Raw genomic sequence first — 24,603 nt, forward strand, 5'->3', positions numbered from 1 at the left:
ACTAGTGGCCTTCTGGAACCCGCGTATTTCCTGGGCTGTAGCGCGGTGGTATTTTTTTGCAAGGGCTTTTTGTTGCCCCTCGCGCATTGCTCATCGTGCAGTCGGGCGACATAATGTAGCCCCTTTTTTCTGCCCCTACATGTGGAAGGTTCCCGTGACTCAGAAGCCCGACCAGTGTCTTGGTGAATGGATCGACCGTGAAGCACTCGCAGAAGCGATGATTCCGCTTATCGGCCAGCTGTACCGCAATAACAATGTGGTGAGCTCGATCTATGGCCGCAGCCTGATCAACCAGTCTGTCATCGCGATTCTCAAGGCGCACCGCTTTGCGCGCCATCGCTCTGCCGACGACAGCGAACTCTCCGTCCACGAAACATTCCCACTGCTCAAGGCCATGAGCGAGCTCAAGCTCGGCGCGGCCTCGGTAGACCTGGGCAAGTTGGCCTACAAGTTCCGCAAGGAAGGCGCCGGCCGTAGCGCCGAGCAGTTCGTGCGTGAAGAAATGGCCGAAGTGGTTGGCCAGCAAAACGCCGCGGCCCGCAAGGGCACCGACGTCGTGCTGTACGGCTTCGGTCGTATCGGCCGCCTGTTGGCGCGCATCCTGATCGAGAAAACCGGTGGCGGCGACGGCCTGCGCCTGCGTGCCATCGTGGTGCGCAAAGGTGCCGAGAACGACCTGACCAAGCGCGCCAGCCTGCTGCGTCGCGACTCGGTACACGGTCCGTTCAACGGCACCATCGTCATTGATGAAGAAAACAACACCATCACCGCCAACGGCAACCTGATCCAGGTGATCTACGCGAAGAACCCGTCTGAGGTGGATTACACCCAGTACGGTATCAAGGACGCCCTGCTGGTGGACAACACCGGCGTATGGCGTGATGCCGAGGGCCTGGGCCAGCACCTGGCTTGCCCGGGTATCGATCGCGTTGTGCTGACCGCGCCTGGCAAAGGCAAGCTCAAGAACATCGTGCACGGTATCAACCACGCTGAAATCACCGCTGACGACAAGATCGTGTCCGCCGCTTCCTGCACCACCAACGCCATCGTGCCGGTGCTGAAGGCTGTGAATGACAAGTTCGGCATCGTTAACGGCCACGTTGAAACCGTTCACTCGTACACCAACGACCAGAACCTGATCGACAACTTCCACAAGGGCGATCGCCGCGGCCGTAGCGCCGCGTTGAACATGGTGATCACCGAGACCGGTGCTGCCACCGCTGCTGCCAAGGCACTGCCTGAACTGGCCGGCAAGCTGACCGGTAACGCGATCCGCGTGCCGACGCCGAACGTGTCGATGGCCATCCTCAACCTGAACCTTGAGAAAGCCGCCACCCGTGAAGAGATGAACGAGTACCTGCGCTACATGGCGCTGCACTCCGATCTGCATAAGCAAATCGACTTCGTCAATTCCCAGGAAGTGGTCTCCACCGACTTCGTCGGCTCGCGCCACGCCGGTGTGGTAGACGCCGAAGCGACCATCACCCAGGACAACCGTGTTGTGCTGTACGTGTGGTACGACAACGAGTTCGGCTACAGCTGCCAGGTGGTTCGCGTGATGGAAGACATGGCTGGGGTCAACCCACCTGCGTTTCCGCGCTAAGCCGTTGCAGTAAATGAAAACGCCCCGACTTATCGGGGCGTTTTTGTGTCTGGCCGGTGTAGGGGTCACATGGGGCGTTTGTTGCGCAGGTGACTATCCCATTTATTTCCAACAGGATGTTCTGTAGTAAAGGCAAAACTGGCCTACGACGCGACCAAGGGTTAATGTTCGCGGCGTTGAGCCTTCTATAGACTGTGCCCCGGTTCACACACTTGAGCCAAATTGTCCTTCATGACCGCTGGCCGCGGCATGATTTAGCCCGGCGTCCAACCGTACGCCTGGCCTGTTCTGAGGAGTACGCATGGCTGTCTACAACTACGACGTGGTGGTACTGGGTTCCGGCCCAGCTGGAGAAGGTGCGGCGATGAACGCTGCCAAAGCAGGGCGCAAGGTGGCGATGGTCGATAGCCGTCGCCAGGTCGGCGGTAACTGCACCCACCTGGGTACCATCCCGTCCAAGGCGTTGCGTCACTCGGTGCGGCAGATCATGCAGTTCAACACCAACCCGATGTTCCGGGCCATTGGTGAGCCGCGCTGGTTCTCGTTCCCGGACGTGTTGAAAAGCGCCGAAAAAGTCATCTCCAAGCAAGTCGCCTCGCGCACCGGCTACTACGCCCGTAACCGTGTTGACCTGTTCTTCGGCACCGGCAGTTTCGCCGACGAGCAAACCGTCGAAGTGGTCTGCGCCAATGGCGTGGTCGAGAAGCTGGTGGCCAAGCACATCATCATCGCCACCGGCTCGCGCCCGTATCGCCCGGCGGATATCGATTTCCACCACCCGCGTATCTACGATAGCGACACTATTCTCAGCCTGGGCCACACCCCGCGCAAACTGATCATCTACGGCGCCGGCGTGATCGGCTGTGAATACGCCTCGATCTTCAGCGGCCTGGGTGTATTGGTGGAGCTGGTGGATAACCGCGACCAGTTGCTCAGCTTCCTCGACTCGGAAATCTCCCAGGCGTTGAGCTACCACTTCAGCAACAACAACATCACTGTGCGTCACAACGAAGAGTACGAGCGGGTCGAAGGCCTGGACAACGGGGTGATCCTGCACCTCAAGTCCGGCAAGAAGATCAAGGCCGACGCCTTGCTGTGGTGCAATGGCCGTACCGGCAACACCGACAAGCTGGGCATGGAAAACATCGGGGTCAAGGTCAACAGCCGTGGCCAGATCGAAGTGGACGAGAACTACCGTACCTGCGTGACCAACATCTACGGGGCTGGTGACGTGATTGGCTGGCCAAGCCTGGCCAGTGCCGCCCATGACCAGGGCCGCTCGGCCGCCGGCAGCATTGTCGACAATGGCAGCTGGCGCTATGTGAACGACGTGCCCACCGGGATCTACACGATTCCCGAGATCAGCTCCATCGGCAAGAACGAACACGAGCTGACCAAGGCCAAGGTGCCTTACGAAGTGGGCAAGGCGTTCTTCAAGAGCATGGCGCGTGCGCAGATTGCCGGTGAGCCGCAAGGCATGCTGAAGATCCTGTTCCACCGTGAAACCCTGGAAGTCCTCGGCGTGCATTGCTTCGGCTACCAGGCTTCGGAGATCGTGCACATCGGCCAGGCGATCATGAACCAGCCGGGCGAGCAAAATACCCTCAAGTATTTCGTCAACACCACCTTCAACTACCCGACCATGGCCGAAGCCTACCGGGTTGCCGCCTACGACGGCCTCAACCGGCTTTTTTGAGCGGCTCCGGCCGGTGGCCTGAGCCGGCCGGGGAGACCGATTTCAGTAATTCCCGAGGGTGGCAGTGGCCAAACCGGGAAAGTCTGTAATCAGGCTATCTACGCCGAAGTCGGCGAGCCTGCGCATCAGCGCGGGTTCGTTGACTGTCCACACGGACACGTGCAGTCCCTGGCGCTGGGCTTTTTCCAGCCGCTCAGGGGTGCACAGCGTCCAGTTCAACGCCAAGTATTCACAGCCGTAGTTCTGCGCGACCTTCAACGGGTCGAGCCAGGCGTATTCGGCGACCAGGCCGCGCGACAGGTCCGGGGTGAGTTCGACGGCAGCCTTGAGCACTTCCCGCGAGCTTGACGTCACGGTGACCTTGTCCATCAGGCCAAAGCGTACGGCCATTTCGCGGATTGCCAGCACGGTGGTCGCAGCGCGAGTGCGCGAGGCGCTTTTGACTTCCAACTGCCAGTGGTCGAAGTCGCACTTTTCGAACAGCTCCTCCAGGCGCGGGATCGGGCAAGGGCTGACCCAGCCTGGGCCGCCTTTGCGTGCGTCCATTTTCACCAGGTCGGCCGCCGAATACTCGACGACTTTGCCACGCCGGTCGGCGGTGCGCTTGAGGGTCGGGTCGTGAATGACCATCAGCTCGCCGTCCATGGACAGGTGCAAATCCAGTTCGCAACGGCGTACGCCGTGCTTGAGGCACTCCTGAAAGCTGGTCAGGGTGTTTTCCGGTGCTTCGCCTTTGGCACCGCGGTGGCCGTAGATCAGGGTCACAGTTGCTCCTTTGCGCCAGGTGGTCTGGCGGGATAATACGAATTCAGGTGTCTTGGGCGTCGCTTTGTTCCCGCGCCAGGCGCCGTTCCTGTGCCTGTTTCTGCAGGATGTAGCGCGCCAGCAACTGGCGTTGGGCATCGGTCATGGATTCGAATTCCGTGCCGACATCAAAGCCGGCGCCCTTGGGGTCGCAATGGGTCACCCGTGCGCGCAGCAACAGGCCGAGCGCCTGGGGCATCAGCACCAGCTTGACCGCCAGGTGAGTGTCGGGCGCCAGCGGAGTAGGGTGCTGGAAGTCGATACCGCCCTCGGAAATGATCACCGGTTGCGGCGCCCCAACCTCGTTCAGCAGGCCGCGGGCCATGATCTGGCTGAGCAGGTCCAGGCGCTTGTTCTGCACTTTGAGGAACGCTGCCAGGCTGCGATCTTTCTCGCTGATCTGGCGCAGCAGATGCTGGGCTTCGAATTCGCTCAGGTGCAGTTCGCTGAGGAGATTGAACAGCGGCGAATCATCCAGCAACACTTCCTTGCTCGCCGCTTCGGGGCCAGACAATGTGCTGATTTGAAGTGCGATCATGTCGTCGATACGGTAGTATTCGCGGCGCTCTTCTTCATCTAATGTCGACATGGCGAACCCCAGGTAACGGTAATGGTCTGAGTGTAAAGCTGCTTACCAGACCCCGCCACCGGGACGTCTTCTTTTCCTCCGAACAAGCCCCGACATGTTCAGACCTCTCTTCGTATTTATCGGCACGCGTTATACCCGTGCAAAGCGTCGCAATCATTTTGTGTCGTTCATTTCCTTGACCTCGATGATCGGTCTCGCCCTGGGCGTGGTCGTGATGATTGTGGTGCTGTCGGTGATGAACGGCTTCGATCATGAGATGCGCACCCGCGTGCTGGGCATGGTGCCCCATGCGACCATCGAGGGCGATGCGCCCATCAACGACTGGCAAAGCCTGGCCGACAAGGTCAAGCAGAACCCCAAGGTGGTGGCCGTCGCGCCGTTTACCCAGATGCAGGGATTGCTGACCAACGACGGCAAGGTGCAGAAGATCCTGCTCAATGCCATCGACCCGGCCCAGGAGCGCAACGTCTCGATCATCGACCAGTTCATGTTGCAGGGTAAGCTCGATGACCTGGCGCCCGGTAGCTTCGGCATCGTGATCGGCGACAAGGCCGCAGCCAAGCTCGGCGTGGGGGTCGGCGACAAGCTGACGTTTGTCGCCCCGGAAGTCACTGTGACCCCGGCCGGCATGTTCCCGCGCATGAAGCGCTTTACCGTGGTCGGCACCTTCCACGTCGGCGCCGGCGAGATCGACGGCTACCTCGGCCTGACCAACCTCACCGACCTGGCCCGCCTGCATCGCTGGCAGCCGGATCAGGTGCAGGGCCTGCGCCTCAAGTTCAATGACCTGTTCGATGCGCCGCGTGGTGCCTGGGAAATCGCCCAGCACCTGGGCGAGTCGCAGTATTACGCCCGCGACTGGACTCGCACCCACGGCAACCTGTACCAGGCCATCCGCATGGAGAAAGCCATGATCGGCCTGCTGTTGCTGCTGATCGTCGCTGTCGCTGCTTTCAACATCATTTCCACACTGGTGATGGTGGTGAACGACAAGAAGGGCGATATCGCCATCCTGCGTACCCTGGGCGCCACGCCGGGGCAGATCATGGCGATCTTCATGGTGCAGGGCACCGTGATCGGCGTAGTCGGCACCTTGATCGGCACGGCGGTGGGCATCCTCGCCGCACTGAATGTCAGTGCTGCCATCGCCGGGCTCGAAACCCTGATCGGCCACAAGTTTCTCAACGCCGACGTCTACTTCATCGATTACTTGCCGTCCCAGGTGCAAACCCAGGACGTGCTGATGGTGGGCGGCGCTGCGTTGGTCCTGAGCTTCCTTGCCACCCTGTATCCAGCCTGGCGCGCGGCACGTACCCAGCCAGCACAGGCATTACGTTATGAGTGAATCGGGCATGAGTGAAAAAGCAATCCTGAGCTGCCGCAACCTGGGCAAATCCTACGAGGAAGGCCCGGAATCGGTGGTGGTGTTGTCCAACCTGCAGCTCGAACTGCACCCGGGCGAACGCGTGGCGATCGTCGGCAGTTCCGGTTCCGGCAAAAGTACCTTGCTCAACCTGTTGGGCGGCCTCGATACCCCGTCCCAGGGCAGCGTGTGGCTGGCCGGTGAAGAACTGTCGGCCTTGAATGAAAAGGCCCGTGGCCAACTGCGCAACCGTTCGTTGGGTTTTGTGTACCAGTTCCACCACTTGTTGCCGGAATTCACCGCCCTGGAAAACGTGTGCATGCCGTTGCTGATCGGCAAGACCGCGATTCCCGAAGCGCGCCAGCGTGCTACAGCCTTGCTGGAGCGCGTCGGCCTCGGCCATCGCCTGGAGCACAAGCCGGCCGAACTGTCCGGCGGTGAGCGCCAGCGTGTGGCGATTGCCCGCGCCCTGGTGAACAACCCGGGCCTGGTGATGCTCGACGAGCCGACCGGCAACCTCGACTCCCACACCGCTCAGGGCATCAAGGACTTGATGCTGGAACTGAGCACCCAGATGCGCACCGCGTTCCTGGTGGTGACCCATGACATGAGCATGGCCCGGCAGATGGACCGCGTGTTGCACCTGCAGGAAGGTCACCTGGTCGCCATCTGACCTGCTTCAAGCCCGGCGTTGTTGACGCTGGGCTTTTTCATTTTTTCAGGCGGTGTACGCGAATGTTCAGACCGTTATCCATTTTCATCGGCACGCGCTATACCCGCGCCAAGCGCCGCAACCGTTTTGTCTCGTTTATCTCGATGACCTCGATGATCGGCCTCGCCCTGGGCGTACTGGCCATGATCGTGGTGCTGTCGGTGATGAACGGCTTCCAGCGTGAAATGAGCTCGCGCATTTTGGGCATGGTGCCCCACGCCACCCTCGTTGGCGTGAAGCCGATTGATGATTGGCAGCCAGTAGCCGCTGCCGCGATGAAGAATCCGCAAGTCACTGCGGCCGTACCCTTCACGCAGATGGACGGCATGTTCTCCTACAAGGGGGCCATGCAGCCGATTGAGATCAGCGGCGTCGACCCGGCCCAGGAAGGCAAGGTGTCCATCGTGGCCCAGCACATCGTACGCGGCAAACTCGACGACCTGAAACCCGGTGAGTTCGGCGTAGTGGTCGGTGATATCACGGCGCGCCGCTTCCGCCTGAATGTGGGTGACAAGCTGACCCTGATCGTTCCGGAACTCAGCAGCGCCCCAGGTGGCATTACCCCGCGCATGCAGCGGCTGAACGTGGTGGGCATCTTCAAGGTGGGCGCCGAGCTGGATGGCTCCATGGCGCTGATCCACATGGCCGACGCAGCAGAAATCCAGCATTGGCAGCCCAACCAGGTGCAAAGCGTGCGCCTGGCGGTAAAGGATTTGTATGCGGCGCCGAAAGTGTCGGCGGATATCGCCGCCAGCCTGGGTGCAGCCTACAAGCCCGATGACTGGACCCACACCCAGGGCAGCCTGTTCAGCGCGATGAAAATGGAAAAGACCATGATCGGCCTGTTGCTGCTGATGATCGTCGCCGTGGCCGCGTTCAACATCATCGCGACCTTGATCATGGTGGTGAACGACAAGGGCGCGGACATCGCGATCCTGCGCACCATCGGCGCCACGCCTCGGCAGATCATGGCGATCTTCATGGTGCAGGGCACGGTGATCGGCGTAGTCGGTACCCTGATCGGCGGTGTGCTGGGGGTGATTGCCGCGCTGAACGTCAGTGAACTGGTGGGCTGGCTGGAGCGGGTCAGCGGGCAGCATATCTTCAGTTCGGACGTGTACTTCGTCAGCAACCTGCCTTCGGAGCTGCAAGGCGGGGACGTGTTGCTGATTTGCTCGGCGGGGTTTGTGCTGAGCTTCCTGGCGACGATTTACCCGGCGTATCGGGCGGCGAAGATTGAGCCGGCGCATGCGCTGAGATATTCGTAAGGCTTTAGACCGCTATCGGGGGCAAGCCCCCTCCCACATTTTGACCTCATTGTTCCTGAATAAACGCGGTCCAGTGTGGGAGGGGGCTTGCTCCCGATAGGGGCGGCCCAGCCTGCATCAATCTCCCTTCGGCAACTCAATCACAAACCTTGTCCAGCCCGCCTTCGACTCACAATAAATCTTCCCCCCATGGGCCCGCACAATCGACTGGGTGATCGCCAACCCCAGCCCTGCATGCTCACTGCTGCCCTCATGCCGTGCCGGATCAGCCCGGTAGAAACGGTCAAACAGCCGCGGTAATAACCGCGCCGGAATGCCTTCCCCGTTGTTCTCCACCGTCAGCTTCACGCCCTCTGTGCCTTGCAAGATGCGCACCCGCACTTCGCCGCCTGATGGGGTGAACCGCAACGCGTTATCCAGCAGGTTCGACACGGCCCGGCGCAGCATGCCGCGATCTCCCGCCGTGTGGGCATTACCCTCGCGCACCAGCGTGACCTGCGCGTCTTCCGCCACCAGGGTGAAAAACTCCAACAGCGCTTCTACTTCGAGAGCCAGGTCCAAGGGTTCACGCGTGGGCATCAGTAAACCGTGATCCGCCTTGGCCAGATAAAGCATGTCGTTGACCAGTTGCGCCATCCACTGCAACTCTTCCAGGTTGCTATGCAGCGCCTCGCGATAATCTTCCAGCGGGCGCGGCTGGGTGAGGATGACTTGGGTCTGGGTCAGCAGGTTCGACAACGGCGTGCGCAGTTCGTGGGCGATATCGGCGGAGAAGGCAGAGAGGCGCTGGAACGCATCGTCCAGGCGCCCCAGCATGGCGTTGAACGCTTGAGCCAGTTCTGCCAGTTCCGCCGGCATTTGTGTATGGGGCAAGCGTTGCGTCAGGGAGTGGGCGGATACCCCGGCGGCCACTTCGCCCATGCGGCGCAACGGTCGTAAGCCACTGCGCGCAGCCCAGGCACCGAGCAGGGCGGTAGCCAGGGCCGAGAGGCCGACGGTCAGCCAGATCAAGCGCTGCATACGTTCCAGAAAGTGTTGGTGGTGCGTGATGTCGAGTACCAGGCTCAGCTGTGGCGAACCGGGTTGGCCGGGCGTCAACGGTGCGTTGTACACGCGGTACTCGGTGCCAGCGTTTTGCAGGCTGTGCAGGCCGGGTGCTTCGGGCAAGGTGATGTTCGGCGCGCCGTCCAGCCAGCGCTGGCCGGCAGCGCTGACGCGTAAAGTGAGGTCGGGCTGGTGACCCAGGTCGGCGCGCAGCTGTGGTGTTCGCTGGAGGAAGGCTTCCCGTGAGTCGATACCCTGCAAGGTGCTGCGCAGCGCCACTAATTTGCTGTCAAGCTGCTGCTGGTCCAACTCAATGAAGTGCGCCTCGCTGGCGCGGTTGAACAGCACGCCTGCGACCAGTGACACCACTGCGGTGCAAGCAGCGAACAGCAACGCCAGGCGGCTGGTGAGGGAGAGCCGCTTGATCAATTGCACCGTTCCTCCAGCACATAGCCCATGCCGCGCACGGTGTGAATCAGCTTGTTGGTGAAGCTATCATCGACTTTAAGACGCAAGCGGCGAATCGCTACTTCGATGATGTTGGTGTCGCTGTCGAAGTTCATGTCCCACACCTGGGAGGCGATCAGCGACTTGGGCAGCACCTCGCCCTGGCGGCGCAGCAGCAATTCCAGCAAAGAGAACTCCTTGGCGGTGAGGTCGATGCGCTGGCCGTCGCGCTCTACACGGCGACGGACGAGGTCCAGGCGCAGGTCGGCCAGTTGCAACGTGGTTTCCTGCGGTGTGCTGCCGCCACGACGCAATAGGCTACGCACGCGCGCCAGCAACTCGGAAAAGGCAAACGGCTTGACCAAGTAATCATCGGCGCCCAGTTCCAGGCCATGTACACGGTCTTCTACTGCATCGCGAGCCGTGAGAAACAGCACCGGGATATCCAGGCCTGCGCTGCGCACCGCTTGGAGAATTTGCCAGCCGTCGCGGCCGGGGAGCATTACGTCGAGGATCAGCAGGTCGTAATCGCCGGTCAATGCCTGATGCTGCCCAGTCGTGCCGTCGGCCACCAACTCGGTGGTGAAGCCCGCCTCGCTCAGGCCCTGGCGCAGGTATTGGCCGGTTTTCGGTTGGTCTTCGACGATCAGCAGTTTCATGTAGGGCTCTTGGCAAAGGGGACGCTGGCCTTTATACCGTGGCTGCCAGGGTAGGGGCGCAAGCTGACAAAGTTGTAATCTAGCAGTCAGTTGGCTGGCAGCGAGGCTATCTTAAAGTGCGCCCCAAGCGGGTCACCTATTTTTGGAGAGTAAGAGATGGCATTGCGTACCCCCCTGTTATTAGCGGGCTGTTTGTTGGCGTTGAGTTTCAATGCACTGGCGGATGCAGCTCACACTTACGCGTTCGGCCAACCGGCACCGGCTGAAAAAGCCACGCGTACCGTGGAAGTCACGCTGCAGGACATTGCCTTTACGCCCAAGTCCCTGGACGTAAAGGCCGGTGAAACCGTGCGTTTTGTACTGGTCAACAAAGGCCAGTTGCTCCACGAATTCAACCTGGGCGACGCGGCGATGCATGCGGCGCACCAGAAAGAGATGTTGCAGATGCAAGCCAGCGGCATGCTCACCGCCACCGGCATGGGCAAGATGGACCACAGCGCCATGGGGCACGGTGATATGGGCGGCATGAAGCACGACGATCCCAACAGTGTATTGGTGGAACCGGGCAAGACTGCCGAACTGACCTGGACCTTTACCAAGGCCACGGGCCTGGAGTTCGCCTGCAACCTTCCCGGCCATTACCAGGCGGGCATGGTCGGCAAACTAACCGTTGAGTGAGGCGTTTGTTAAGGGCGGGGGCAAAGGCTGGTAGACTGGCGCGGTTTATTTAGCCAGGTTTCCGCCATGCATCCCGCAGCCGAACATTCGCCGCTGGGCAAGTCCAGTGAATACATATCCACCTATACCCCATCGTTGCTGTTCCCGATTCCGCGCGCCGCCAAGTGGGCCGAACTGGGCCTGAGCGCCGAAACCCTGCCGTACAAGGGCGTGGATTTCTGGAACTGCTTCGAATTGTCCTGGTTGCTGCCCTCGGGCAAGCCGGTGGTGGCCATCGGTGAATTCAGCATTCCGGCCGACTCGCCGAACATCATCGAGTCCAAGTCCTTCAAGCTGTACCTCAATTCGCTGAACCAGACCGCGTTTGTCGATACCCCCAGCCTGGAAGCCACCCTGCGTGCCGACCTCAGCGCCGCCGCCGGCAAACCGGTGGACGTGCGCATCCGCAGCCTGGCCGACATCGAGGCCGAAGGCGTGATGGCGTTGCCGGGTGCGTGCATTGACGACCTGGATATCAGCGTCAGCAATTACGAACACCCGCGCCCGGAACTGCTGCGTTGCGATGACTCGCGTGTCGTGGAGGAGAGCGTGCACAGCCACCTGCTTAAATCCAACTGCCCGGTGACCAGCCAGCCAGACTGGGGCAGTGTGGTGGTGGAGTACCGTGGTGCGGCACTGGATCATGCCAGCCTGCTGGAATACATCGTGAGCTTTCGCCAGCACTCGGACTTCCATGAGCAGTGTGTGGAGCGGATCTTCCTGGACTTGCAGCGCTTGCTCAAACCGGAGAAGTTGACCGTGTATGCGCGGTATGTGCGCCGGGGTGGGTTGGATATCAACCCGTATCGCAGCACTGAGAACACGCAGTTTCTGAACGTGCGGTTGGCGCGTCAGTAAGCCTGCACGCAAAACCAAATGTGGGAGGGGGCTTGCCCCCGATAGCGGAGTGTCAGTCACAGCAACTGTGTCTGAACCTCTGCTATCGGGGGCAAGCCCCCTCCCACATTTTGGTTTCGTGCTTGGCTTGCGGGCAGGTTAGATCCCGATATTGCCCAGGGTGATCATGATATTGCGCAATGTCCCGGAAATGACTGGATGTTCGGCATCGAACTCTATGGCCGCTTGATTCACATCGTCGGAAATACTGGGCGTCTGAGTCGCCGGTTCAAGTTCGAGCTGTAATTCAAACTTGGCAATCAAGGCTTCCAGCGCTTCACGTTTTTCTTCCGACAGCGGCGGTTCCTGTTCCAACTGCCCGCGCAGGATCTCGACCTGTTCTTCCAGCTTTTTGCGATCAGGCATGACGTTCTTTCCTTTTATCGATAGTCACTGGCATAGACCGCGGCACGCCGTGAAAGGTCTACGAGCTGGCCTGTAGATTAATCCACTGGGGCCAACCGTGCATGATCTTGATCAGGGCTTCTCGCCTTTGAGCTGGCGCAGGCTGATGTCTGCAAGGCAACTGCCGAGCTCGCCCAGATGATCGATCACCGAGTGCACGCCCAGGCCATAGAGCGCCATCGTCGCCTTGCCACGCTTGGATTCGCGCTGCTGCTCGGTCAGTGCTTGCCATTGCTCGGGCGACAGGCCGCAGAGCGAGCCACAGGAGGCCAGGCCGATGGTCCACAACCCGGCATTCAGGCCCGATTGCAGTAGGCGCGGCTCGCCGCTGACCAGTACGCAGCCTTCCAGGCGTTCGATGTTCAACTCCATCAAGGCTTGCCAGCAAGCGTGGGGCGCGGGCCAGCGGATGGAGGAGGGCGAGGCTGCCTTGAGCCAGCCCGGCAGGCCGGTGGACAGAGGCGTAGTGATTGAGGGGGGCAGTTCGTCCAGCCAGGCGCAGGGCACGCCTTGTTCTTTAAGGCTGCGCAGAATTTTCAACGCGCCGGGTGTGACCTCGGCATCGGGGCAGGGCGAATCGGTGCGCGCCAGGGAACCAAAATCTACCAGGCAGCCACTCAGGCCAAATAACACGGCGGTCAACGAGGGGGCAGTGGCGACGGCAATCTCGGCGTGTGGCATCTGAACGTCCCTGAAATAGCAGCAACACTATCGGGCTGGCATGACAAGGGCATGACACTGGCGTACTTGTAGGAATTTTGTTCATTTTCCGTAAGTCAGTTCCTAGTGGCTGCCTTAATCGACACTTCCGTCATATACTGACGGTCTTATTCAGGGCATAGCGCCCATGACAGACCATTCAAGGAGCAAAAGCTATGCGCTGGAGCCAGTACTTCGCTCAGCTATCGGTGTGTGCCACCATCCTGTTGGCACCGTTCGCCGCCCAAGCCGCGTCGGAAGATGACCCATGGGAAAGCGTCAACCGCCCGATCTTCACCTTCAACGACACCGTTGACACCTATGCCCTCAAGCCAATCGCCCAGGGCTATCAGTTCGTCACCCCGCAATTTGTGCAGGACGGCGTTCACAACTTCTTCCGCAATATCGGCGATGTCGGCAACCTGGCCAACAACGTGCTGCAGCTCAAGCCCTACAATGCGGGTGTAGACACGGCTCGCCTGTTGGTCAATACCACGTTTGGCGTGATGGGCTTCGTCGACGTCGGCACCAAAATGGGGCTGCATCGCAGTGATGAAGACTTCGGCCAGACCCTCGGTTACTGGGGCGTCGGCAGCGGCCCGTACGTGATGATCCCATTGCTCGGCCCAAGCACCTTGCGTGATGCGCCGTCCAAATACGTTGACAGCTACACCCAGCCGTACCGCTACATGAACGACATCGGCTGGCGTAACAGCACCTTTGGCCTCAACGTCGTCGACGTGCGCGCCAGCCTGCTCGACAGCGAGAAGCTGATCAGCGGTGACAAGTACACCTTCATTCGTAACGCCTACCTGCAGAACCGCGAGTTCAAGGTCAAGGATGGCAAGGTCGTTGACGACTTTTAAGCTGTGACGTTTTGAAATGAAAAAGGCGACCTGAGAAGGGTCGCCTTTTTTGTGCGCGCTTTTCAGCGCATGTTCAAGATCTTAAGGCCCAGGTGTTGTTCATCGCCTGCAGTCTTGGTCCACACGACTTCAGTATCCGCCTCCAGGCCCTTGAGTGCCGCATGCTCTGAGTCGATGCGCACGGTCAGTTGGTCGCCCACGCTGAACTGGCGCGGTGCCTGCACCTGCATGCCGGAGCTGGAAAGGTCCAGGCATATACCTTCAATCTCCTGCCCGGCGTGGATCAAAGACACATTGGCGTCCACCCGCATGCGGATGAAATCGCGTTTTTCGTCGTAGCCGCGCTCGTGTTCGCTCACAGCATCCATCCTTACTTTACGTTGGGGTCGTGACAGTTCTTATAACTCCCGGTGATTTGCGATGTAAAGACGCTCGGCGACCATCGGCATGAGCTTGAAACCCCTCACGGATGGGAGTACCGTCTGCGCCTTAGAAGGGCACCTCTGCTTTACCGTTGTGCATGGGTTAAATCCCAATGCTTTGTAGGACAGAGAGGCTAGAAAGCGAATCCAGTACGTGAGCCCGGCCATTGCCGGGCCGCCTACGCCAACCTAATTCTGGCGCCGTTTGCCCACATGCAGAAAACCAGTGCCACGCTGCTGATAATCGATGACGACGAAGTAGTGCGTGCGAGCCTCGCGGCCTATTTGGAAGACAGTGGCTTCAGCGTCCTGCAGGCCAGTAATGGCCAACAGGGTCTTCAGGTATTCGAGCGCGACAAGCCCGACCTCGTGATCTGCGATCTGCGCATGCCTCAGATGGGCGGCCTCGAGCTGATTCGCCAAGTGACCGACCTTGCCCCGCAGACGCCGGTGATTGTCGTGTCCGGTGCCGGGGTCATGAACGACGCCGTGGAAGCCCTGCGCCTGGGCGCCGCCGATTACCTGATCAAGCCCCTGGAAGACCTGGCCGTGCTGGAGCACTCGGTGCGCCGCGCCCTGGACCGTGCACGTCTGCTCCTGGAAAACCAGCGCTACCGGGAAAAGCTCGAGACCGCCAACCGCGAGCTCGAAGCCAGCCTGAACCTGCTGCAGGAAGACCAGAACGCCGGTCGCCAGGTGCAGATGAACATGCTGCCGGTCAGCCCATGGACCATCGACGAATTCAAGTTCGCGCACCAGATCATCCCGTCGTTGTATCTGTCGGGTGATTTTGTCGACTATTTCCGTGTCGATGAGCGACGAGTGGCGTTCTACCTGGCCGACGTTTCCGGCCACGGGGCTTCTTCTGCTTTTGTCACCGTGTTGTTGAAGTTCATGACCACACGGCTGTTGTTCGAGTCCAAGCGCAATGGCACCTTGCCGGAGTTCACCCCCTCCGAGGTGCTGGGCCACATCAACCGAGGCTTGATCAGCTGCAAGCTGGGCAAGCACGTGACGATGGTCGGCGGCGTGATCGATGAAGAAACCGGTCTTTTGACCTACAGCATTGGCGGTCACCTGCCGATGCCTGTTTTGTACACTCCTGACAGTGTGCGTTACCTGGAGGGGCGTGGTTTGCCGGTTGGCTTGTTCAATGAAGCCACCTACGAAGACCACATCCTGGAACTGCCGCCGACGTTCAGCCTGACGCTGATGTCCGACGGTATCCTGGACCTTCTTCCAGAGCCTACACTCAAAGAGAAAGAAGCCGCCTTGCCCCAAAAGGTCAAGTCGGCGGGCGGCAGCCTGGATGGCCTGCGGCAGGTTTTTGGATTGGCCACGCTAGGGGAGATGCCGGATGATATCGCCCTATTGGTGTTGAGCAGGAATCTTTGATGAGTACCGGAAGAATCCAATTCGCCGAGCAAGACGGGACCTTCGTCCTGAAGTTTGTCGGTGAAGTGCGCCTGACCTTGTGTTCGGCGCTGGATGCGACGATTGAGCGGATCTTCACAGCGCTGAACTTCTCGGCGATCGTGATCGATCTGACTGAAACCCGCAGCATCGATAGCACTACCCTGGGCCTTTTGGCCAAGTTGTCCATTCTGTCGCGGCAGAAGGTCGGCCTGTTGCCGACCGTGGTCACCACCCACGAAGACATCACCCGCCTGTTGCAGTCCATGGGCTTCGACCAGGTGTTCAACATCGTTGACCGCCCGATCCCCTGCCCGGAATGCCTCACCGACCTGCCGTCCCAGGACCAGTCCGAGGAAGTCGTACGAATCAAGGTGCTGGAAGCGCACAAAATCCTCATGGGCCTCAACGAGTCCAACCGCGAAGCCTTCCACGACCTCGTGAACGCCCTCGAGCGCCACTGATCCCCAATTGAAATATGATCAAAATGTGGGAGGGGGCTTGCTCCCGATAGCGGAGTGACAGTCAGTAAATTCATAACTGACCCACCGCTATCGGGAGCAAGCCCCCTCCCACAATTGACCTGCGATCGGCTCGAGACTGGCACACAAAAAAGGGCGGCACCCTCACAGGTGCCGCCCTTTTTGCTGCTATCTGCCTTTACAGCTTGGCAGTCAGCAACGCTTCCAGCTTCTCCTGATCCCGAGCAAACTGGCGAATCCCCTCCGCCAGCTTCTCAGTTGCCATCGCATCCTCGTTGGACTCCCAACGGAACTGCGCTTCAGTCAGATGCACACGGGCCTCACCGGCATGGCCTGGCGACAACTTACGCTCCAGCTTGCCTTCATCCGCCGCGAGTTTTTCCAGCAGGTCCGGGCTGATGGTCAGGCGGTCACACCCGGCCAGCTCCTCGATCTGGCTCAGGTTGCGGAAGCTCGCACCCATCACCACGGTCTTGTAGCCGTTGGCCTTGTAGTAGTTGTAGATGCGCGTCACAGACTGCACGCCCGGGTCATCGGAACCGGTGTAGTCGTTACCGTTGGCTTTCTTGTACCAGTCGTAGATACGGCCCACGAACGGCGAAATCAGGAACACGCCTGCTTCGGCACAGGCGACGGCCTGGGCAAACGAGAACAGCAGGGTCAGGTTGGTCTGGATGCCTTCTTTTTCCAGCTTCTCTGCGGCGCGGATGCCTTCCCAGGTGGAGGCGATCTTGATCAGCACGCGGTCACGGCTAACGCCGGCTTTGTCGTACAGGTCAATCAGACGGTGTGCACGCTTGAGAATGGCGGCTTCGTCGAACGACAGGCGCGCATCCACCTCAGTGGAAATACGGCCTGGCACCACTTTAAGGATCTCTTGGCCTACCGCTACCGCGAAACGGTCACTGGCCAGGCCCACGTCGCCGTTGCAGTCCTGTACACACTCATCCAGCAGCTTGGCATAGCCAGGGATCGACGCAGCCTTGAGCAGCAGGGAAGGGTTGGTGGTCGCGTCTTGCGGCTTGAGCTTGGCGAGGGTGGAAAAATCGCCGGTATCGGCTACGACGGTGGTGAATTGCTTGAGTTGTTCCAGCTTGGAAGTCATGGGCGTGCTCTGTCCTGTGGGTCTGATGACATTACCCGAGCGCTGGCAGGCGCTCAAGGGCGCAAATGCGTTAGGTCGTTTGCGAGGGCAATAACCTGGAAACGGCCGTTTGAAAGACCGGCTGTGCTGCTAAATAGGAGGGCAAAATCGGGGGGAGGTTCAATTTGAGTCGAGGTCAGGCGTATGACAGCCTTTATATAGTGATTTTCAATATTCTGAAGTTGTGAAAACTTTATTTTCTTTAAGTTTGCTTGTTCCTGTTTTTGCCTGTGCTATACCTGATTCGCAGACGCTAAATATGCCGATAAAAACTCTGAAGACTTAACTGTTCGCGGCGAAGCGTATGTGTGCCTTCCCATTAATAATCTGTTTGTTCGCTAGTGAAAAAGCAAAGGAGAGATGTGATGAAACGGAATGTATCAACGCTAGTCGCTGCCATGGGTTTTATATGTTCAACAGCGGTATTTGCCGACGTAACAGTGCAGCAGGCCCTTAACGCCGGTTGCTACGATAACCAACAAATGCGTGAAATCATTGATACCGCCAAAGCTGGCAAACCCATAGGGAGTCGCACCCTTGAGAAGGAAAATGAACTGACCTCAACCTATGGGGCGAAGATCACTGATTCCAGAGTGACGGCGCCTGCTACCTGGGTGTACCGCGCGTACGAAGGGGCAGACACCAACAATTGGCACGTCCAGAAGCTGAAGGCAGGCGTGATCTATGCCAAGGCCCAGAATGACCTGGACAAATATATTAAAAACGGCGGTACACCGGAAAAGTACTGGGCAATCGATGGGCCTGACCTGCACCAACCGGATTTCCCCAGTGCCACTTACACGACAATGCGCCTGCTCGCGTTACAGTCCAGCGACACTCCGCAAAGCCAGTTTGTAAGTTTTGCACTGGATTACGCTACCACAGGAACCTTTGGAGAGGCGGTGTATGCCCTTCAGGTGAATCCGAATTCACCCATTCTAGGGCTGGTTAACTGCAAGACTGCCGGTGGCGAAGTTCAAGTTCAAATTCTTGGTGGCACCACGTTCGACACGCTTTATCGAAAGCTTAGAACGGAGAGTGTCTGGAAACGATATGACCGCAAGACCGACACATGGATAGCCGTACCCAATGGAACAGTGCCGGAAAAACTGTAAAACCGCAGCAAGGGCCGGCACTTAATGCCGTGCCCTTGCACGTGATAAAAGTGTGGGAGGGGGCTTGCCCCACTGACACTCACCGCCCTTCCAACAGCCCCGCAGCCTGATCCAACAACGCCAACGGATCCGCCGCCTTGTGAATATCCACCGACAACATCTGCCGAAACTTGCGTGCACCAGGGAAACCCGTCCCCAGCCCCAACACATGCCGCGTGACGTGATGCATTGAACCACCGGTCGCCAGATGTTCCGCGATATACGGCCGCAACTGCGCCAATGCCTGCGCCCGACTGATCACCGGCGCCTCACTGCCAAACAACTGCTGATCCACCTCTGCCAGCAGATACGGATTGTGATAAGCCTCCCGGCCCAGCATCACCCCATCAAACGTCTGCAAATGCTCACGGCATTGCTCCAACGTCTTGATGCCGCCATTGAGATTAATTTCCAGCTCAGGGAAATCCTGCTTCAACTGCGCCGCCACGTCATAGCGCAACGGCGGAATGTCCCGATTCTCCTTCGGCGACAACCCCTCCAGAATCGCAATCCGCGCATGCACGGTAAAACTGGTGCAACCCGCATCCTTCATCGTCCCGACGAAATCACACAACTCGGCATAACTGTCCCGGCCATTGATCCCGATACGGTGCTTCACCGTCACCGGAATCGACACCGCATCGCGCATGGCCTTCACGCAGTCCGCTACCAGGGCAGGGTGAGCCATGAGGATTGCGCCGATCATGTTGTTTTGCACCCGGTCGCTGGGGCAACCGACGTTCAAGTTCACTTCGTCATAGCCCGCGGCCTCGGCCATGCGGGCGCACGCGGCCAAATCAGCCGGAACACTGCCACCCAACTGCAGCGCAAGCGGGTGCTCGGCTTCGTTGTGACGCAGGAAGCGGTCATGATCGCCATGCAGGATCGCGCCGGTGGTGACCATCTCGGTGTAGAGCAGGGCGTGTTTGGAGAGCAGGCGCAGGAAGAACCGGCAATGGCGGTCGGTCCAATCCATCATGGGTGCAACACTAAAGCGCCGAGACAGTGCGGGGCTTGATTCTGCTGGGCTAAAGCTCTGTTTATCTAGCATTTTACTCAACGTATTCTGGGCGTGTTTTTGGGCGTTTTCAGGCGTTTCTTAAGGCTCGGTGGTACGATGTACCACTCAGAAAAAGACGCGTACCACTTTCGATATGGCGACTATCAGGGCAAGAAAACTGGCGGATGGGACTGTGAGCTACACGGCTCAAATCCGCATCAAACGCGACGGAGTGCAAGTCTACCAAGAGAGCCAGACCTTCGCCCGAAAACAGGCCGCGCAGGCTTGGGCGCGTAAGCGCGAGACGCAGCTGGATGAGCCTGGTGCAATCGAGCGGGCAAGCCGCAAAGGCGCCACGGTTAAGGAGATGAATGCTCAGTACCTGGTCGAGGTGGAAAAGGCCCGACCACTGGGCAAGACCAAGCGCGCGACCCTGACAGCCATCGGCGAGACATACCTGGGCCAGTTAACCGATACGGACATCAACACCCAGGCACTGGTCGACTTTGCCCTATGGCGAATGAGCAAGGAGGGCGGAGGGGTTCAGCCTCAAACTGCCGGCAATGACCTGGCGCATCTCGGCGCTGTTCTGGCGATTGCCAGAGATGCGTGGGGTTACCAGGTCGATCCACTCGCGATGGGCGGCGCCCGGCGCGTGCTACGGAAACTGGGCTACAACCTGAAAAGCCGCGAACGGGACCGCCGGCCAACGTTGGACGAGCTGGGAAAGGTGCTGACGCACTACCAGGCCATGCAGGCAAGGCGCCCGACTGTCACCAATATGCTGAAGGTTGTGGGCTTTGCCCTGTTCTCCACGCGCCGACTGGATGAAATAACCCGTATTCGCTGGGCGGACGTCGACGAGCCGGGCCAGCGGGTGCTGGTGCGCGACATGAAGAACCCTGGGCAGAAGATCGGCAACGACGTCTGGTGTTATCTGCCAGACGAGGCGTGGCAGATCCTCCAGACAATGCCAAAGGCCGGCGAGGACATATTTCCATACAGCCCTGAGTCAATCTCCACATCCTGGGCAAAAGCGTGCAAGTTCCTGGAGATTGCAGACCTGCACTTCCACGATCTACGCCACGAAGGTATCAGTCGCCTGTTTGAAATGGATTGGGATATCCCGCGTGTGGCGAGTGTTTCCGGCCACAGGGATTGGAATTCAATGCGGCGATACACGCACTTGCGTGGCAAGGGAGACCGATATCTAGGGTGGGGATGGCACGAAAAGATATTGAGGGCGCCCGTCCAACTGGGCGCCGCATCAATGAAGTGGCTCAACCGACGTGTTTTAACCCGTTGAGCTGGCTGTGCTCTTTAACCGCGGCCGCGCGTTGTAGATCGAGGTAAGCGGCCAGGTCGGTGAGGTGGATGCCTTTGGCGGACTTCTGGCTCCGTTCCAGGCGCGTAATGGGCAGCTTGATCTGACCACTCATCACTTTGCGCTGGAACATGTCCGGCGTCAGGTGCGTGAAGTAATCCCGGCAAACCAACTCCAGCGAGATAATCGCTTGGCCGTCGTATTGGGCCATCAGGATGAAGGCTGTCTTCATGGTGATCCCCTTACATCCGAAACGATTGATGAATGAGCGCCGGCTGAGTCTTATGTTCTGCGGGTTTCACTCCAGTACCCTGCATCTCGCAAACGAACCGATGCCGTTCCCGATTGGTTGCAGTCAGTGCTTCTGTTAGGTCCGTTAAGGCGTCGCTGCATTGCTCGTTGGCGTAAGGGCCATTCCAGCTATCAGCCTTCACCACTTGGCAATCGGACCGGGTCGCATCCGCGCAGAGATAAAGTAAAAGGAATACGGTCATACGCTAACCTCCGATGAACATGCGCGTCAGCGCATTTGGCTGGCCGTCGGGTGTCAGCTTGTCCAGCGGTTGGGTAATGCTGCGTCCGTTTGCGGCACGCAAGGTGGCAACGTTGCTGTCGATCCCAATTATCACGCCTATACGTGCGATGAGACGGTATTCCCGGCCACCACCGCTTATTGCGACGTAGCTGACCGTGTCGCCGATTGCCAGTGGGGTTGTGGTAGCCTCTTCGATGCCGCCTTGGGGTTGATTCACTTGCATGGTGCTTCTCCTTTGGGTGGTCGGTGTCGGGGGGTTGCAGCCCCTCGGCACCACCTTCTTACTGGCTTTCGCCGATTGGGTTTTGCTTGCGTACCAGGTGCAGCAGCAGGTCTTCAAACTCAACAACTTCATCCGTTGCCGACTGCCATTCCAGGACCGCCTGGATCTGATACCGGCTGCACTCCAGCACCAGAATTTCTTTGTCGCTTACCGCACGAACCTCCAGGATCGCTACCAAACCCGCCGGGTCATAGGCTTCCGCGTGAACGATTTTCCCAGACTCGTTAAACCAGTCTTTCAGCTCTTTCAGGTGCCGAAGACGGTTGGTTTCGCCCTGGCGGCCGTCACCGGTGATGACTTGGATGTGCATGGTGCTTCTCCTTTGGGTGGTAGATATCGAGGGGTTGCAGCCCCTACACGCCCTGGAATACCCAGCAGCGAATGGTTTTCGGTTTGTCGAAAGCGTCAAGCAGCCGGGCTGAGTTGACGGCTTTGTTCGACTCCAGAAACTTGGGTGACTTGCTGGTCTTGAGCAGGCGCTTTAGGTCACTGAGGGCGGGCACCTGCTGGCGTTTGTTGGCTGCCATCTCCACGAACTCGTTGAGGTTCACGGCGATCAGGCCATCACGGCGTGCGTGGTTCAGTGCCCCTTTCTCGTCCATGCCATTCAGAAAGTCGTACAGGTCCCAAAACTCCGTGACGGTCGGGTGGTCGGCGTTGATTGCCTGCTGCCGCTCCAAGGCCATGCGGCTGATTTCGGCGTGAGCGAGGGCTTTGCGGTGGTCGCCGAGCGGCACAACACCGGCCAGTGCATCCACCAGGCTGCGCAGTTGAGCGTGGTTCTTGGCGATACGCACGGTGCGCACACCAGGCTGGGCCAGCAGCTCCTGCTCGTAGCCGGAGGTGTTTTCTTCCATCAGCCGCATGGTTTCGCTTTCGCGCTGCAGCGCCTTGACCAGGAAGCCGCTGATGCTGTCCATCGGCATGCGCTCCAGCTGCTCGGCGTACTGCTTGGTTTCCGGCGTGTGGTGCTCGCGTGTCAGGTGGACATGGCAGATCCGCTGCAAGATCGGTTCTGAGGCGTTCACCGGGTTGTTCTGCGCGATCAGCAGGGCTGCGCGGAACGGCGGTTCGTGGGTGTCGTTGCCGTTGTTTTTCACGCCAGTGGAGCGAACGCTGCGGCCGTTGTAGGCGGTTTTCAGTTCGTCCCAGTCGAAGTGTTTAACCGGCTGGCCTTCCTTTTGTTCACGCTCCGACTCGATCAGCACCACCGGCAAGTTGCTGACCTGCGAGAAGTTACGCGCACGACTGGCTGCGGTGGCTTTGGAAGGGTCGAAGCCTTCGTAATCAGTGCGGCCGACCGACTTCCACAGCAGCTCCACCAATGTCGTCTTGCCCGATCCAGCTTCGCCCACCAGTTCCAGGAACATCAGTGACTTGTGGATCTGGCGGATTTGCTCGGCATGCAACGCGCCCAGCCACCAGGCCAGCACCACCAGGCCCTTTACTCCAAAGCAGCGCCAGTAGATGTCGAACCAACCTTCGTTGTAGGCGTTGAGGTCGGTATTGATGTGCAGCACTGGCGACTGGCTTTGCGACTTGATGCTCAGTTTGCCGAGGTCAAAAAAGTCTTCCTTGTTGCGCACCTGCGCTTTGCCGCCGTGGAACGCCAGGTCGTTGAAGACATAGGCACTGTGGTCGCGGCTGTAGCCGATCCATTCGATGGTGTTGACGGCTTTCAGGCAGTCCAGCTGGGGCGCCAAGATCCGTTTCAGTTGCTGGGCGCTGCCATCAAACCAAGCACCATTGGCGACGTTGAGCAGGCGATTCGAGAACTCAGACGCTGACGTAAGTTGTTTGGCTGTGAACGTGCTCTTGATGGCAGCACCTTGTGGGCGCTCAATGCGGAAGTAATACCAGGCCTCGTCAGTCAGGTCGTTGCGCATGTAGTACAGCGCCTGGAAATTACAGTTGGCGATGCTGGTGACTGAACCGGATTGGCGCAACGCTTTGTAACGGCGCTGTTCGTCGCTGAGCAACTGGTCTTCATGGCGTTCTGAACTTTCCAGATCGCTCATAGCTCGGTCGTACTTCTCAAGGTCCAGCCGGAACCAATACAAGCGCTTGCGGAATGAGAAATGGAATTCCTTGCGCTCGTTGCGCACGTAGATCAGGAACGCTTTCTCTTCCGCCGAATCAGCCAGTAGCAAATCGCCCTGGTGGCGCGCTTCGTCAAGGTCCTGCTCGATCTGCTCGGCGCGCTTGTCGTCGCCCTCAATTGGCTTCCACCGTAGGTGCAGATCGTTCCAATCAACCTTTTTGCCATTGGGCTGTGGGATCACCGCAGCCTTGCAGATGAAGCCCAGGTCGTTGGCTTCCTTCGCCCAGCGGCGCATGTTCGCCTTGGCAACGGGCTCGTTATCAAGTGCCCACACTAGCAGCGGTAAGCGCTTGTCGGCGTCGTGGCGCAGTTTGACCAGGGCCTTGAGTGAGTCAGTCGGGCAGGGGGCGCTGGACATCATCGATACCGCCGACACGTCGTTATGCAGCAGCGCGATGGCGTCGAAGATACCCTCTGTTATCCAGAGTTCGTCGACCTCCAACAGGTCCACGCTTGGTGGGCACCACCAGACGCCTTTGTAACCGGGCTGGCCCTCACCAGTCGGCCGGAAGCGAGCTTTCATCTTGCCGAACCGGTCTGGCCGATCTATCAGGCGCTCCCAGTAGCCCCCTTTCTCAAGGGGGAAACGTACCGTGGCGCTGCCAATGTTCAGCCTGCCATCCCAGTAGTTATCCTGGCTGAACCAACCAGCAATCAGCTCGAACTTGAAGCCCCGGGCAAACTCAAGGTAAGCGCGCGCCGTGGCAAGGGGGTTGTCGAGTGTCGACGGGGCGGTCTTGCTCCAGTCGTTGAACAGGTCGTCATAGACGTCCTTTACGTGGAGACGGTGGTCGCACTTTTCTGGCCGGCCGCATATCAGCGTCCAGGGCGAGTTGTAGAAGGTGTACAGGGTCTTTTGGCCGCAGGCCGGGCAAACACCCTTACGCATATAGTCGGTGCCGCGCATGTGCTTGAGCTGGTAGTCCCGCTCAATGCGTTGGATGACGTCGGCGCGCAGCCTTTCTTTCATGTCCAT

General features: G+C 59.2%; 25 protein-coding genes. 12 read left to right on the forward strand and 13 right to left on the reverse strand.

Annotated elements, in window-relative coordinates:
* Positions 1 to 139 precede the first annotated feature (139 nt).
* The gene (locus FRT59_RS04405) at positions 140 to 1,603 is read left to right on the forward strand and encodes a glyceraldehyde-3-phosphate dehydrogenase (protein ID WP_106804812.1); all 1,464 of its coding nucleotides are present in this window, start codon (positions 140 to 142) and stop codon (positions 1,601 to 1,603) included.
* Positions 1,604 to 1,904: 301 nt separating this feature from the next.
* On the forward strand, positions 1,905 to 3,299 hold the full coding sequence (sthA, locus tag FRT59_RS04410; RefSeq protein WP_005786183.1) for a Si-specific NAD(P)(+) transhydrogenase: 1,395 nt from the start codon (positions 1,905 to 1,907) through the stop codon (positions 3,297 to 3,299).
* Between the two features lie 42 nt (positions 3,300 to 3,341).
* Here the strand turns inward: sthA and FRT59_RS04415 are convergent, their stop codons facing one another.
* Entirely contained in the window at positions 3,342 to 4,064 is a 723-nt protein-coding gene (locus FRT59_RS04415) for a glycerophosphodiester phosphodiesterase (protein ID WP_003172585.1), read from the reverse strand.
* Between the two features lie 43 nt (positions 4,065 to 4,107).
* Positions 4,108 to 4,692 (reverse strand): PilZ domain-containing protein, encoded by a 585-nt coding sequence (locus FRT59_RS04420; protein ID WP_034118701.1) that lies wholly within the window; start codon positions 4,690 to 4,692, stop codon positions 4,108 to 4,110.
* Positions 4,693 to 4,786: 94 nt separating this feature from the next.
* Between FRT59_RS04420 and FRT59_RS04425 the strand changes: the two genes are divergently transcribed.
* The 3 genes from FRT59_RS04425 to FRT59_RS04435 all read left to right on the forward strand — a co-directional run bounded on the left by FRT59_RS04425 (position 4,787) and on the right by FRT59_RS04435 (position 8,035).
* Entirely contained in the window at positions 4,787 to 6,037 is a 1,251-nt protein-coding gene (locus tag FRT59_RS04425; protein ID WP_034118702.1) for a lipoprotein-releasing ABC transporter permease subunit, read from the forward strand.
* Positions 6,038 to 6,044: 7 nt separating this feature from the next.
* Complete coding sequence (gene lolD, locus FRT59_RS04430) at positions 6,045 to 6,728, forward strand: lipoprotein-releasing ABC transporter ATP-binding protein LolD (RefSeq protein ID WP_019818240.1); 684 nt, start codon at positions 6,045 to 6,047, stop codon at positions 6,726 to 6,728.
* A 62-nt stretch (positions 6,729 to 6,790) separates the two neighbouring features.
* Positions 6,791 to 8,035, forward strand: coding sequence for a lipoprotein-releasing ABC transporter permease subunit (locus tag FRT59_RS04435; RefSeq protein WP_034118703.1), 1,245 nt, complete (start codon positions 6,791 to 6,793; stop codon positions 8,033 to 8,035).
* A 117-nt stretch (positions 8,036 to 8,152) separates the two neighbouring features.
* Here FRT59_RS04435 and FRT59_RS04440 read toward each other — a convergent pair whose 3' ends face one another.
* Positions 8,153 to 9,508: a heavy metal sensor histidine kinase gene (locus FRT59_RS04440; protein ID WP_153870702.1), complete on the reverse strand. Its 1,356-nt coding sequence runs from the start codon at positions 9,506 to 9,508 to the stop codon at positions 8,153 to 8,155.
* Positions 9,505 to 10,185 (reverse strand): heavy metal response regulator transcription factor, encoded by a 681-nt coding sequence (locus FRT59_RS04445; protein ID WP_034118704.1) that lies wholly within the window; start codon positions 10,183 to 10,185, stop codon positions 9,505 to 9,507. Before FRT59_RS04445 ends, FRT59_RS04440 begins: the two co-directional genes overlap by 4 nt.
* Before the next feature lie 156 nt (positions 10,186 to 10,341).
* Between FRT59_RS04445 and copI the strand changes: the two genes are divergently transcribed.
* The gene (copI, locus tag FRT59_RS04450; protein WP_034118705.1) at positions 10,342 to 10,863 is read left to right on the forward strand and encodes a copper-resistant cuproprotein CopI; all 522 of its coding nucleotides are present in this window, start codon (positions 10,342 to 10,344) and stop codon (positions 10,861 to 10,863) included.
* A 66-nt stretch (positions 10,864 to 10,929) separates the two neighbouring features.
* Complete coding sequence (queF, locus tag FRT59_RS04455) at positions 10,930 to 11,760, forward strand: NADPH-dependent 7-cyano-7-deazaguanine reductase QueF (RefSeq protein WP_153870490.1); 831 nt, start codon at positions 10,930 to 10,932, stop codon at positions 11,758 to 11,760.
* Positions 11,761 to 11,898: 138 nt separating this feature from the next.
* Here the strand turns inward: queF and FRT59_RS04460 are convergent, their stop codons facing one another.
* Positions 11,899 to 12,165: a DUF4404 family protein gene (locus FRT59_RS04460; RefSeq protein ID WP_005786202.1), complete on the reverse strand. Its 267-nt coding sequence runs from the start codon at positions 12,163 to 12,165 to the stop codon at positions 11,899 to 11,901.
* Positions 12,166 to 12,276: 111 nt separating this feature from the next.
* Entirely contained in the window at positions 12,277 to 12,885 is a 609-nt protein-coding gene (pcrP, locus tag FRT59_RS04465; RefSeq protein ID WP_153870491.1) for an HAD superfamily inactivated hydrolase PcrP, read from the reverse strand.
* Positions 12,886 to 13,079: 194 nt separating this feature from the next.
* Here pcrP and FRT59_RS04470 point away from each other — a divergent pair, with 194 nt between their 5' ends.
* On the forward strand, positions 13,080 to 13,769 hold the full coding sequence (locus FRT59_RS04470) for an MlaA family lipoprotein (RefSeq protein WP_153870492.1): 690 nt from the start codon (positions 13,080 to 13,082) through the stop codon (positions 13,767 to 13,769).
* A 62-nt stretch (positions 13,770 to 13,831) separates the two neighbouring features.
* On the opposite strand, the gene FRT59_RS04475 is transcribed toward FRT59_RS04470, so the two are convergent.
* On the reverse strand, positions 13,832 to 14,128 hold the full coding sequence (locus FRT59_RS04475; protein WP_162524825.1) for a PilZ domain-containing protein: 297 nt from the start codon (positions 14,126 to 14,128) through the stop codon (positions 13,832 to 13,834).
* 276 nt (positions 14,129 to 14,404) lie between these two features.
* Between FRT59_RS04475 and rssB the strand changes: the two genes are divergently transcribed.
* Positions 14,405 to 15,586, forward strand: a complete 1,182-nt coding sequence (gene rssB / locus FRT59_RS04480; RefSeq protein WP_014717527.1) for a two-component system response regulator RssB — start codon at positions 14,405 to 14,407, stop codon at positions 15,584 to 15,586.
* A complete protein-coding gene (gene rssC / locus FRT59_RS04485; protein WP_010566476.1) occupies positions 15,586 to 16,068 on the forward strand; it encodes an anti-sigma factor antagonist RssC in 483 nt (160 codons plus the stop codon). The genes rssB and rssC overlap by 1 nt, the downstream gene beginning before the upstream one ends.
* 196 nt (positions 16,069 to 16,264) lie before the next feature.
* Here rssC and tal read toward each other — a convergent pair whose 3' ends face one another.
* A complete protein-coding gene (tal, locus tag FRT59_RS04490; RefSeq protein ID WP_034118711.1) occupies positions 16,265 to 17,191 on the reverse strand; it encodes a transaldolase in 927 nt (308 codons plus the stop codon).
* A gap of 404 nt (positions 17,192 to 17,595) precedes the next feature.
* On the opposite strand from tal, the gene FRT59_RS04495 reads away from it, so the two are divergent.
* The gene (locus FRT59_RS04495; protein WP_034118712.1) at positions 17,596 to 18,345 is read left to right on the forward strand and encodes a hypothetical protein; all 750 of its coding nucleotides are present in this window, start codon (positions 17,596 to 17,598) and stop codon (positions 18,343 to 18,345) included.
* A 79-nt stretch (positions 18,346 to 18,424) separates the two neighbouring features.
* Here the strand turns inward: FRT59_RS04495 and dusA are convergent, their stop codons facing one another.
* Complete coding sequence (gene dusA, locus FRT59_RS04500; protein WP_153870493.1) at positions 18,425 to 19,435, reverse strand: tRNA dihydrouridine(20/20a) synthase DusA; 1,011 nt, start codon at positions 19,433 to 19,435, stop codon at positions 18,425 to 18,427.
* A gap of 103 nt (positions 19,436 to 19,538) precedes the next feature.
* Between dusA and FRT59_RS04505 the strand changes: the two genes are divergently transcribed.
* Positions 19,539 to 20,690, forward strand: a complete 1,152-nt coding sequence (locus FRT59_RS04505; RefSeq protein WP_153870494.1) for a site-specific integrase — start codon at positions 19,539 to 19,541, stop codon at positions 20,688 to 20,690.
* Here the strand turns inward: FRT59_RS04505 and FRT59_RS04510 are convergent.
* The 4 genes from FRT59_RS04510 to FRT59_RS04525 all read right to left on the reverse strand — a co-directional run bounded on the left by FRT59_RS04510 (position 20,665) and on the right by FRT59_RS04525 (position 24,597).
* The gene (locus tag FRT59_RS04510; protein WP_153870495.1) at positions 20,665 to 20,940 is read right to left on the reverse strand and encodes a pyocin activator PrtN family protein; all 276 of its coding nucleotides are present in this window, start codon (positions 20,938 to 20,940) and stop codon (positions 20,665 to 20,667) included. The genes FRT59_RS04505 and FRT59_RS04510 overlap by 26 nt on opposite strands.
* 265 nt (positions 20,941 to 21,205) lie before the next feature.
* A complete protein-coding gene (locus FRT59_RS04515; protein ID WP_153870496.1) occupies positions 21,206 to 21,466 on the reverse strand; it encodes a hypothetical protein in 261 nt (86 codons plus the stop codon).
* 58 nt (positions 21,467 to 21,524) lie between these two features.
* Positions 21,525 to 21,836: a hypothetical protein gene (locus FRT59_RS04520; RefSeq protein ID WP_153870497.1), complete on the reverse strand. Its 312-nt coding sequence runs from the start codon at positions 21,834 to 21,836 to the stop codon at positions 21,525 to 21,527.
* A 43-nt stretch (positions 21,837 to 21,879) separates the two neighbouring features.
* A complete protein-coding gene (locus FRT59_RS04525; RefSeq protein ID WP_167524247.1) occupies positions 21,880 to 24,597 on the reverse strand; it encodes a toprim domain-containing protein in 2,718 nt (905 codons plus the stop codon).
* Positions 24,598 to 24,603 lie beyond the last annotated feature (6 nt).

The sequence above is a fragment of the Pseudomonas haemolytica genome (assembly GCF_009659625.1).
Lineage (GTDB): Bacteria > Pseudomonadota > Gammaproteobacteria > Pseudomonadales > Pseudomonadaceae > Aquipseudomonas > Aquipseudomonas haemolytica.